The following is an 11,437-nucleotide window of genomic DNA, read 5'->3' on the forward strand; positions in this document are numbered from 1 at the left end:
GCCCGCGCTGGTCGGTGCGCGGACGGCCCGGTGCGGGGAGTCGCCCTCGCCGGTGGCGAACGGTGATGATCGAGGCGCTCGCTCTGAGCCCCGACGGACGCCCCCTGGCCGTCGGCGGAGACGCAACGCGCCGAGCCGCGCCCGGAGACTGTCCGGACGCGGCTCGGCGGAGGCGGATGGGAACTACCGGCGGTGGTTTCCTACGGTGATCCCCTTCGTCTTCGCGGCGTCGACGTTGTCGTACACGACCTTGCCGCTGGACTTCTTCCAGATCTTGATCCGGAAGGTGTCGGGGCTGTCGGTCGCGGTGATCCGGAAGGCGTAGCCGCTCTTGCCGTTGACCTTGCCGGAGCCCTGGTACACGGCCTTGGAACCGGTGACCACGAGCCAGTCGGAACCCGTGGAGCGGAACTTCAGCTTGCCCCCGCCGAAGTCGAGAGCGGCCTTCCCGGACGGCACGGTGTCACGCTTGCCGTACTTGGCGGAGAAGGAGAACGCCGCTTTCCCGGTCAGCTTGGCGTCGGCCGTGTAGGCGCCCTTCGGAGAGGTGAAGGTGCCGGTGCCGGCCGCGGGGCCCGCCGCGCGGTCGTAGACGATCAGCTCGGGGAGCGTGGTGCTCACCGAGGCGCCGTCGTCGTCGGTGACCGTGATCACCGGTCGGCGGATACCGGCCTTCTTGTAGGTGTGCGCGGCGCGGCAGACCTTGTCCTCGACCGTGCCGGCCGTCGCCTTGGTGCCGTCCTTCCAGTCGACCTTGCAGGTGTGGGTGTCACTGGTGCCGGGGTCGCCGAACTTGGCGGTGACCGTCGCGACCTTGCCCACCGACACCGGGGCCTTCGGACCGGTGACGGAGGTGATCTTCGGGGCCGCGTTGGTGACGGTGACCGTCGCCGTGTCGGTGCTGCGGCCGCCGGTCAGGGTCACCTTGTAGGTGCCGTTGTCGGTGCAGACGAGCGTGGTCTTCGCCGACTTGGCGTCGGTGAAGGCACAGGGCGCACCCTCCTCGACCGTCCACTTGGGGCTGCCGGCGCCCGAGAGCGTGCCGTTCAGCTGGAGCTTGTCGCCCTCCTTGCCCGCGGCGTTCGGACCGGCGTGGACGATGGTGACGGGATCGATGCTCTCCAGGGTGGGAACGACGTTCTTGATCAGGCCGTCGGCGTCGAACTCCAGCTTGTCGATGGTGGTTTCACGGTGGGTGCCGTCACCGCCGGGGATGGCGAAGCGGTGGTAGGCGATGTACCAGTCGTCGGTGTTCGGGACGTGGACCACCGAGTGGTGGCCGGGGCCCTTGATACCGAGGGAAAGGTCCTTCTCCAGGATCACTCCGCGCTTGGTCCAGGGACCGGTGGGCGAGGAGCCGGTGGCGTAGGCGACCCGGTAGTTCTCGTCACGTGTGTCGTTCTCCGACCACATGAAGTAGTAGGTGCCCTTGCGCTTGATGACGAAGGTGCCCTCGTTGTAGCCGCTGGGGGTGATGTCGGTGACCTTCGAGGCGTCGAAGGAGACCATGTCGTCGTTCAGCGGGACCACATAGGCGTGGCCGTTGCCCCAGTACAGGTACGTCTGGCCGTCGTCGTCCGTGAAGGTCGCCGGGTCGATCATCTGGCCGCTGTACTGGCCCGCCTTGAGCAGTGGCTTGTCCAGGGCGTCCTTGAACGGGCCGGTGGGCGAGTCGGAGACCGCGACACCGATGTTCGCGTCGGCGCAGAAGTAGAAGTAGTACTTGCCGTTCTTCTCGGCGATCGTCGGCGCCCAGGCCCTGCTGTCCGCCCAGGAGACGTCCGGCCCGAGGTCGAGGATGACGCCGTGGTCCTTCCAGTGGACCAGGTCGGTGGAGGAGTACGCCTTGAACTGCGTGCCGCTCCAGCCCTCGAAGCCGTCGGTGGTCGGGTACATGTAGAAGGTGTCGCCGAAGCGGACGATGTTCGGGTCGGCGTTGAGACCGGGGAGAACCGGGCTCTTCATGACCAGTGCCGAGACCGTCCAGGTGCGCTTCTTGCCGTCCGAACCGGTGACCTCGTACTTCACCGGCTCGGTGAAGTCGTGCAGGGTGCCGGAGGCGGGGCTGATCGTCGCGCCGTGGGCGAGGGTGAACTCCGGGGCCAGGGCGGTGATGTCACTGCCCTCGGTCAGCGGCAGGACGACCTTGCTGTCCTTGTCGTTGACGATCGCGTCCACCTTGAGCGCCGGGTGGGTCGCCACCGCGATGCCCGTGGTGTTGCCGGCGAGCTCCAGGACCTCCGCGGGCGTGAGGGCCCGGTTGTAGATCCGGAAGTCGTCGACCTCGCCGCCGAAGTACGGGTCCGGGGAGTACAGGGACTTGCCGATGTAGCCGGAGTAGTCCTTCGCCGAGTCGTACAGCTCGGACGGCTTGACGGTGACACCGTTCACGCGGGCCGTCTCTGCGCCGTCCACGTAGAGGATCGCCGTCTCGGTGGAGCCGTTCAGCGTGACGGTGATGTGCTTCCACTCACCGGCGGTGAGTTGCGAGCCGCCGATCATCTGCTTCTCACCGGACCAGGTGGCCTTGGTGATCGCGGAGAACAGCTTGCCGCCACCGTTGGAGGGAGTGGCGAAGAGGTACTTGTTGCTGTCGGGACCGAGCCCGAACAGCCACTGGAAGTTGTTGCCGCCCTTCCACTTGACGTACGTGGAGACGGTGACGCTGCCCGCGTCCTTCAGCACCCCGTTGGGGATCTTCACGTACGGCGAGTCGGAGCTGCTGGAGCCGCCGGACATCTTGAACGAGCCGCCGTCCACGCCGGTCCCGAAGTCGGGCGTGCGGACGTAGGTGCCGTGGTAGCCGTGGCCGCTGGAGTCACGGGCGATGCTGCCGCCGGTCTCGTCGAAGCCGTAGTGCAGGACCAGGTCCGCCGGGATGTCCGGTCCCTCTTCCGAGACCGTGACCTCGGCGTGTACGTCGATCGTGGCGTCGCCCGACAGGGTGCCTTCGACCGTGAAGGTGCCGGCCTGCGCGTACTTCGACGCCGGCACGTCCTCCCAGGTGACCGAGACGGGGCGCTTCGCACCGTCCGCGTACTCGGCGATGACCGTGGCGGGCAGCACCGGGGCGTCACCGATGCGCGTCTCGACCTTGACGTCCTCGGCGCTCTTCACGATCTGGTCGGGCTGGTAGGTGTTCAGCAGCCGGTCGTACTCGGCCTGCGTCACCGGCAGCACCGTGCCGTGGCGGGGCTTGGACGGCAGGTCGTACGAGGACGACGGGGTCCAGGTGCCCGAGGCGAGATCGGTCGTCTCGAAGGGGATGTAGCCGCGCCCGCCGAACTCGTCCAGGAACGCGTACCACTTCTCCTCGGTGTTCGACTTGAACACCAGCGGGCCCTCGGCGGCGCTCATCGTGCCCTTGCCGATGCCCTCGGCGACCGCGTCCCACGACAGGTTGCGCAGGGAGTCGCTCTTCTCCTCGAAGATGAACTTGCTGTTGGGCGTGGAGGAGGTGTTGTTCCGCTCGTCCTTGGAGAGGCGGAAGTAGGTGCCGTCGTGCTGGATGACCGTGGAGTCGATGACCGAGTAGCCGCGGTCGACCCAGACCTTGGGCTCGCTGAAGGTGTAGAAGTCGCGGGTCGTCGCGTACATCATCCGGTTGTACGTGTCGCCGGAGTGCGCCTCGTTGTCGTACAGCTTCGACGCCCAGAAGACCACGTACTCGCCGAGCTTCTCGTCGTAGTACGCCTCGGGGGCCCAGGTGTTGCCGGCCGAGTCGGGGGAGACCTTGACCAGGCGCTGGTTGGTCCAGTTCACCAGGTCGGTGGACTCCCAGACCATGATGGACTTGCTGCCGGAGCGCTGTGAGCGGTCCCAGTCACCGTTGCCGTAGATCCGCAGGTCGGTGGCGATCTGGTAGAACTTGTCGCCCTCCGGGGAGCGGATGATGAACGGGTCGCGCAGTCCCTTCTCGCCGAGGGTGGAGGTGAGAACGGGCTTTCCGTCGTTCAGCTCACGCCACTTGAGCGGGTCGTTGCCCTTGCTGAGGGCCGCGTAGAGCTGCTCGCCGTCCGAGGTGCCCTCGCCGGTGAAGTAGCTGAACATGTAGCCCTTGAGAGCCTGCTTCTCGGGCAGCTCGGGGACCTTCGCGGTGAAGTCGCGGGTGGCCTTCGCGTCGCCCTTGGTGACGGTCGCGGTCAGCTCGACGGTCGTGCCGCCGTCGCCGTGCGCCGGGCGGTGGACCACGCCCTCGGCGGAGACGACGTCCGGCTTCGCCGAGGACCAGGAGACCTTCGTGCCCAAGGCGCCGTCGGCGGGGAGAGTGAGGTTTCCGCGTACGTCGTCGAGGTTGTGCACGGTCAGCGCCTCGGCGGCCTGCTTCGCGGCGGTCGCGTCGTCGAAGGCGGGCAGGACCGTGACCTCGAAGGTCTTGGTGTCGCTGACGGAGCCCTTCTTCAGGGTCGCCGTGAGCGTGGCGTGGCCGTCCGGCTCACCGGCGGCGGGGCGGGTGACCTTGCCGGAGTCCGAGACGACATCGGTGTTGTCGCTCTTCCAGCTGATCGACGAACCGCCGGTCGTGCCGGTCTTCGGCAGATCCAGGTCGGCGGTCACCCCGCTGGTGTCGCCGAGAGTGAGAGCGACCTTGTCGTCGGCGACGCCCTGCGCGGCCACGGGGAGCGAGAGCTGCTCGACCTCGGAGCCGGTGAGCGCCCGGTTGTACATCCGGAAGTCGCGGATCTTGCCCTTGAAGAGCTTGTCGCCGGTGTAGACCGACTTGCCTATGTAGTTGGCGGTTGTGGTGCCCGAGCCGATGGCACCCGGGGTGATGGTGACCGACGTGTTGCGGCCGACCTCCACGCCGTCCTCGTACAGCACACCCGTGTTGCCGGTCTGCGTGTAGGTGAGCTGCTTCCACACCCCACGGGTCAGGTTGTGCGAGTCGGAGGGCCTGGTGTTCTGCTCGGTCGACCAGTTGCCCGTGGCGATGGACGTCCGCAGTCCGTTGCCGGTGGTGAAGAGGTACCCGTTGCCGTTGCCGCCGCTGGTGTTGCCGAAGCCGTAGATGAAGTACGGGGTGCTCTGCGCGTCGTCGATCAGGACGTCCAGGGAGACGCTGATCGAGGCCATGCCCTTCATGACGTCGTTCGGCACCTTGATGTAGGTGTCGGAACCGTTGAAGGCGAGGCCCTGGCCGCTGCCCGACCAGCCCGCCGTGCCGCTGACCGTGCCGTCCCGGCCGTTGCCGGAGGCGTCGGTGACGGTCGTGCCGGAGGTGGCGTCGAGCTTGTACCAGAGGGCCAGGCCGTCGGTGATGTCGGCGCTCTGGTCCGCGTGCGCGGGAGCGGCGGGGCCGGCGAGGCCCAGAAGCAGTGACGCGGCGGTCAGCCCGGCGAGCCGGCCTGCCCCGCGTCTCGCGCGGCCGCGCAGACCTGCGATGTACGTCATGTGGTGTTCCCTGCTGAGAGCACGGCTGATGAAAGGGCGGAACAAGGAAAATGGAAGCGGGCCGAGGGCGAAGGGCCCCGTCCCCGGGCGCTCCGCCGTTTCGGCTGTGTGACGTCGTGTTGCGAGAGTGTCAATCGGCGTGTGGTGAGGCGTCAAGAGGTATCGAACAATGTCCGACCAGTCGAACGGATGGGGGTGATACCTCCCAAGAACCGTTATACGGCGATGGGTTGACAAGCCACTCGCGAACGCGGATCACTTTCCCGTCGGCCGGACCAGTTCCCAGGTGTCGACGGCGAAGTCGAGGCTCAGGCCGTGCCGTGCGTACAGGGCGAGGGCGCCACTGCTGTTGTCCGTGTCCACACCGAGGCCGACGCGGTCGCGCCCGAGCGCAGTGTAGTGCCCGAAGGCGTGGCGCAGCAGCAGGCTGCCGAGGCCCCGGCCCCGGGCCTCGCGCAGAACGCCCAGGTTGGAGATCCAGCCCATCGAGACGCGGTTGTTGCGGGTGCGCATGACCGCCGCGTCACCGAGGCCGTCGACCCGGGCGATCCAGATCAGCGACCAGTCGGCGTTCTCCGCGTCGATGTCGTCCAGCCACTGCTCGTATGTACGCCGCTGGAAGTCGAAGTGGTCGGTGAAGGACTCCTGGAGCACGGCGTGCGCGCTCCTGCGGTCCGCCTCGGTCGCGCACGGGCGCAGTGTGACGCCGGCCGGCGGTACGGGCGGCCGGTCGGCGGCGGACAGGGGGCGGTGCAGGCAGTTGTAGCGGCGGACCGGCCGCCAGCCGCGGCCGCGCAGCGCGTCCAGGTCCGTCGTGGGCGTGGTGTTGAGAGACAGATGGATCACCGCCCGGGACGCCCCGTTGGCGGCCGCCCGCTCCACGGCGCGCGCTTCCATCGGGTCGAACAGACGCAGTCCGTCGACTGACCGGCCGGGCAGCACATAGTGGTCCATATCGATCCGCTCACCGCCGGACTCGTCCCACAGCAGGCCGTAGGCGATCAGCCGGTCGCCGCCGAACATCAGCCAGGTGTCGCGCTCCAGATCCACCTCGGAGTGCTTCAAGTCGGCCTGAACCTCGTCGAGTTGGGCGTCGACTCGACCGAGCTCCGCCATGTCCACCTCGCCCATGAGGGCGCAGATCGCCGCCGCGTCGTCGAGGGTCGCCGGGCGCACGGTCGGACCGGGAGTCAGGGGCGGCTGCGGGCTCATGCGCACACTGTCGGGTGCCTGAGACCCGGACCGCAACGGCATTTACGCCGATCCGGCCTCGCGGCTCCACGCCCGGTACGCCGCCACCGCGGTCGGCAGCGTGGGGAAGATCCGCTCGTCGCCGACCCGCTGCGCGAGCCCGTACGCCTCCAGCTCGTCCCGCAGTTCCTGCTTGACCCGGGCGAGGGCGAAGACGATGTCGCGTTCGATCAGCTCCCGGCGCAGTTCCTCGACAGCGTCCAGGGCGGTGATGTCGACCTCCACATTGGCCTCGGTGTTGAGCAGGAACCAGCGCACCGGCACTTCCTGCTCGTCGACGGCGGCCAGCGCCCGGCGCCGGAAGTCCTCGGCGTTGGCGAAGAAGAGAGGGGAGTCGTAGCGGTAGACGAGCAGCCCCGGGATCGTACGGGCCTCCGGGTAGTCGTCCACGTCGTGCATCCCCGCCACCCCCGGCACCAGGCCCTCGACCGCGTCGTTCGGCCGGGCGGCCCGCGTCAGCAGCTCGGCCACCGACAGCCCGACGGCGATCAGTACGCCGTAGAGGATGCCCAGGGCGAGCGCACCCGCCAGGCAGCCGAGGGCCAGGAGCAGTTCCCGTCGGCGGAAGGAGGCCAGGCGGCGGAAGCCCGCGAGGTCGACCATCTGGACGGCCGCGTAGACCACGATCGCGCCCAGCACGGCCTGCGGCGTGCGGGTCAGCAGCGAGCCGAGGAACAGCAGGACGCAGAGCACCGCCACGCCCGAGACCAGCGCGTACACCTGGCTGCGGGCGCCCGCAGAGGAGGCGAGCCGCGGTACGGCTGGCGCTGCTGCTCACCGGCATCCCGTGCAGCACGCCCGCCCCCAGACTGGCCGCGCCGAGAGCGAGGAACTCCTGGTTGGCGTCGACCCCCGGCTCTTCTCCTCGCGGTCGGCGAAGGCACGGGCCGTGAGGACGACGTCGGTGTAGCAGACGAGGAGGACACCCAGGGCGGGCAGCAGCAGATGCGGCAGCTCGGTGAGGTCCGGCACGGCGAAGCCAGGCAGTCCGGACGGCACCTCGCCGATCGTCCTGACGCCATGGCGGTCGTCGAGATCGAAGAGGGCCACCGTCGCCGTACCGAGGACGACCGCGAGCAGCGCGCCCGGGAGCGCCCGGGAGAGCCGGGGCAGCCCGAACAGGAACGCGATGGCCACCGCCGCGAGGACGAGGGTGGCCGCATGGGCGTCCCCGAGGTGCCCTACGAACGACCACAGCTTCGGGAAGAATTCCGAGCCCTCGATCGTCACTCCGGTGAGCTTGGGCAGCTGGTCCATGATCATGATCATTGCCAGTCCGGCCAGATAGCCGATGAGGACCGGCCGGGAGAGCAGATCGGCGACGAACCCCAGCCGTACGGCCCAGGCCACCAGACACAGCAGCCCGACCGTGATCGCGAGGACGGCCGCCAGCGTGGCGTACCGCTTCGGGTCACCGTCGGCGAGTGGGCCGATCACCGCCGCCGTCATCAGCGCGGCCGTCGACTCCGGGCCGATCGACAGCACGTGCGACGAGCCGAGCAGGGGATACAGGGCGAGCGCGGGCAGCATCGCCCAGAGCCCGACCACCGGCGGCAGCCCGGCCACCACCGCGTACGCCATCACCTGCGGGACCAGATACGCGGCCACCGTCACCCCGGCGAGCAGATCGCCGCGCAGCCACGACCGCCGGTATCCCAGGAGGGTGCCGAGCCCGGGAGCCAGACGACGCCACCCCGGCCCACGCCCGCCCGAGCCGCCGGTCATACGTCTCCTCTCGCCCGGTGATCCCAGCATCCATCGGAAGGGAAAGATCCGCGACGGGCGACGGGCGACGGGCGACGGGCGACGGGCGACGGGCGACGGGCGACGGGCGACGGGCGGCAGGCCACGGGCGGCAGGCGGAGGGGGACGACGGCGAAGGGCCGGGCAGCGGCTGCCCGGCCCTCTCCACAGCCACAGGTCTCAGGCGGCCACCGGCAACCCCGGCGTACGGAAGACCCGCCGCTCGGCGTCGACCGCGAACACCTCGCAGCCCTTCTGCCCACAGGCCCACTCGATGCCCTCGGCGCCCATCGCGAAGGCCGCCGTGGCGACCGAGTCGGCCTCGGTCAGGGTCGGGGCCACCACGGTCAGGCTGAGCAGCCCGGTCGCGGGCCGGCCCGTACGGCCGTCGATGATGTGGTCGCCGCGCTCGTAGCGCGCGGAGGTCGCGACCGCCTCGTCCGTCAAGCGCAGCACCACACACAGCTTGTCCGCCTGCTCGGGGTGGCGTACGCCCACCCGCCAGGGCCCGCCGGAGGCGACCACGTCACCACCGGCGTTCAGGCAGAACCGCCGGGCCCCGGCCGCGGTGAGCAGCTCCGCTGCCCGCTGTACCGACCAGCCCTTCACCACCGCGCACGGGTCGAGACCGCGACCGGGCAGCCGTACGTCGAAGGCGCCGCCCGTCGCCACCCGGTAGCGCTCGCACAGGTCGAGCACCTCCGTGAGGTCCGCGCTGAGATCCTTCGCCGCCAGCTCGCCCCGGTCGAGGCGGGAGACCTCGCTGTCGGGCTTGAACGGGCTGAACCGGACGTCGACCTCGTTCAGCCACGCGAACACCGCGTCCGCCGACGTCTCGGGTACGTCCTCGTCGTCCACCCGCAGCGAGACCGGGAACCCCATCACCTGCTCGACCCACCGCACGCTCAGGCGCCCTTCGCGTCGATCGCCGCCTGGAGGGACTGCCGGTAGCCGTCGCTGGTGATGGTCGCGCCGGAGACGGTGTCGATGTCGGCGCTCTGCGCCGCGAGGGTCTCCTCGATCAGCGTCGGTACGGCGGCCGTGGTCTGCGGGTGGTTGGGCTGCTGCAGCATCTGCACGGCGCTGATCTCGTCGCCCTCGAAGGTGACCTGCACCTGCACGGTGCCCTTCGACGTGTCGACCGCCGTGCCGTCGACGGTCTGCGAAGCGGAGGCCGCCGAGTCCGAGTCCTTGTCCGAGCCGGAATCGGAAGAGGAGCCGGAGGAGGAGTCGGACGACGAGGACGAAGCCGAGTCGTCGTTCGCGTCGATCGCCGCCTGGAGGGACTCCCGGTAGCCGTCGCTGGTGATCGTCGCGCCGGAGACCGTGTCGATCTCGGCGCTCTGCGCCTGAAGCGTCTCCTCGATCAGCTTCGGCACCGCGGCCGTCGTCTGCGGATGGTCCGGCTGCTGGAGCATCTTCACAGCCGTGATCTCGGTGCCCACGAAGGTCACCTGGACCTGCACGGTGCCCTTCTCGGTGTCCACGGCCGTGCCCTTGACGACGGTGGAACCGTCGGTGGAGGTGGACGCGGAGGCCGAAGGGGTGGATTCGGAGGCCTGTGAGCTCGACGTCGTCTCGGTCGACGGCGTGTACCGCCAGACGGGGACGAGGGCGGCGGCGCTCAGGACCAGTACAGGTATGGCTCGTTTCACGGTGTCGTCTTCCTCATCCGGCCAGGCTGAAGCGCTCGAAGTGGATCTGCTGCTTGGGCACGTCCAGCTCACGCAGGTTGCCCAGCACCGCGTTCATCATCGGCGGCGGCCCGCACAGGAACACGTCCCGCTCCCTGATGTCCGGCACCAGCCGCACCAGCTCGCTCGGCGCCAGCTTGTCGGGGCTGACCGGGCCGGTCACCAGGTGCAGCTCGCAGCCCTTGGCGTGGGCGAGCTCCCGCAGTTCGTCGTAGAGGACCGCGTCCCGGTCGGTGGCCACCCGGTAGAGGATCACGGCGTGCCCGTCTATCTCCTCCAGCAGTGCCCGGATCGGGGTGACACCCACGCCACCGGCGATCAGCACGGACTCCGGGCGGGTGCGGTGCATCGCGGTGAACGCGCCGTACGGGCCCTCGGCGAACACACGCGTGCCCACCTTCACATGCTTCAGGGCCGCGCTGCCGTCACCGGCGGCCTTCGCCGTCAGCCGCAGCTGCCTGCCGTCGGGCGCCGCCGACAGGGAGAACGGGTTGGCCTGCCACCAGCGGTCCGGGGTCAGGAAGCGCCACATGAAGAACTGGCCGGCCCGCGCGGGCATCTTGTCCAGGTCACGGCCGGTCATATAGATCGACACGACGTTGTCGGCCTCGGGGACGACGGCCGTCACCCGCAGCTGGTGACGCCAGTTCCGCCACAGCGGCAGCACGAGACGGCCCAGGAACACCGCGGCGAGCGCGAAGCCCCATACGCCGTACCAGTACGTCTTCGCCGGCTCGGACGAGGCGAACGTCGTGCCCGCCGCGACCTGGTGAGTGAAGGCCAGCACCACCGCAACGTACGTGTACAGGTGGATGAAGTGCCACGTCTCGTACGCCAGACGGCGGCGGGCGGCCCTGGCCGAGACCACGCCGATCACGATGATCAGGGCCAGGGCGACGATCGCGCGCAGTACGCCCTCGACGGTCTCGGCGAGGTCGACCAACTGGTTGACCGGGTCCAGGGAGGAGGAATCGGCGTAGCCGAAGACGATGAACACGGCGTGCGTCAGCAGCAGCCACAGCACCGAGAAACCGGTCCAGCGGTGCCAGGAGGTCAGCCGGTCCATGCCGATGCGCCGGTCGAACCAGGGCAGCCGGGCCACCAGCAGCAGCTGGAAGGCCATCAGCAGCGCGCCGTACAGGCCGGTCAGCCGGCCCAGCACGATCAGGGTGTTCGAGGCGAAGCCCGCCTGGACGAAGAAGACGGTCACCACCGCCACATTGGCGGCCAGTACGGCGTAGAGGCCGCTACGGGCGACCACTTTGGGGCGCACTCCCGGGCGACTGGGCGCCGCGGGGGGTTGTTGGACAGTGGTCACGGGTGGTCGCTCCTTGATCGGGTCCGGGGTACGAGCTTCT

The 11,437-nt window shown here is 69.3% G+C and carries 6 protein-coding genes and 1 pseudogene; all 7 read right to left on the minus strand.

Annotation, left to right across the window (positions count from 1 at the left end):
* Nucleotides 1–183: 183 nt before the first annotated feature.
* The 7 genes and pseudogenes from SGFS_RS47500 to SGFS_RS47530 all read right to left on the minus strand — a co-directional run bounded on the left by SGFS_RS47500 (nt 184) and on the right by SGFS_RS47530 (nt 11,397).
* Nucleotides 184–5,391, minus strand: a complete 5,208-nt coding sequence (locus SGFS_RS47500; RefSeq protein WP_286258894.1) for a family 43 glycosylhydrolase — start codon at nt 5,389–5,391, stop codon at nt 184–186.
* 255 nt (nt 5,392–5,646) lie between these two features.
* A complete protein-coding gene (locus SGFS_RS47505; RefSeq protein ID WP_286258895.1) occupies nt 5,647–6,603 on the minus strand; it encodes a GNAT family N-acetyltransferase in 957 nt (318 codons plus the stop codon).
* Between the two features lie 42 nt (nt 6,604–6,645).
* Complete coding sequence (locus tag SGFS_RS47510; protein WP_286260401.1) at nt 6,646–7,041, minus strand: STAS domain-containing protein; 396 nt, start codon at nt 7,039–7,041, stop codon at nt 6,646–6,648.
* Nucleotides 7,042–7,194: 153 nt separating this feature from the next.
* Nucleotides 7,195–8,397 (minus strand): annotated as a pseudogene (locus SGFS_RS47515) (SulP family inorganic anion transporter); the annotation flags it as partial.
* A gap of 168 nt (nt 8,398–8,565) precedes the next feature.
* Nucleotides 8,566–9,288 (minus strand): FAD:protein FMN transferase, encoded by a 723-nt coding sequence (locus tag SGFS_RS47520; protein WP_286258896.1) that lies wholly within the window; start codon nt 9,286–9,288, stop codon nt 8,566–8,568.
* 2 nt (nt 9,289–9,290) lie between these two features.
* Entirely contained in the window at nt 9,291–10,040 is a 750-nt protein-coding gene (locus tag SGFS_RS47525) for an FMN-binding protein (protein WP_286258897.1), read from the minus strand.
* Nucleotides 10,041–10,053: 13 nt separating this feature from the next.
* Nucleotides 10,054–11,397, minus strand: coding sequence for a ferredoxin reductase family protein (locus SGFS_RS47530; protein WP_434028160.1), 1,344 nt, complete (start codon nt 11,395–11,397; stop codon nt 10,054–10,056).
* Nucleotides 11,398–11,437 lie beyond the last annotated feature (40 nt).

The sequence above is a fragment of the Streptomyces graminofaciens genome (assembly GCF_030294945.1).
GTDB lineage: Bacteria > Actinomycetota > Actinomycetes > Streptomycetales > Streptomycetaceae > Streptomyces > Streptomyces graminofaciens.

What these genes read in the sequence shown, in the direction of transcription:
- SGFS_RS47500 (WP_286258894.1), bottom strand. Translation starts at nt 5,391, where the DNA reads ATGACGTACATCGCAGGTCTGCGCGGCCGCGCGAGACGCGGGGCAGGC.
- SGFS_RS47510 (WP_286260401.1), bottom strand. Translation starts at nt 7,041, where the DNA reads ATGCACGACGTGGACGACTACCCGGAGGCCCGTACGATCCCGGGGCTG.
- SGFS_RS47505 (WP_286258895.1), bottom strand. Translation starts at nt 6,603, where the DNA reads ATGAGCCCGCAGCCGCCCCTGACTCCCGGTCCGACCGTGCGCCCGGCG.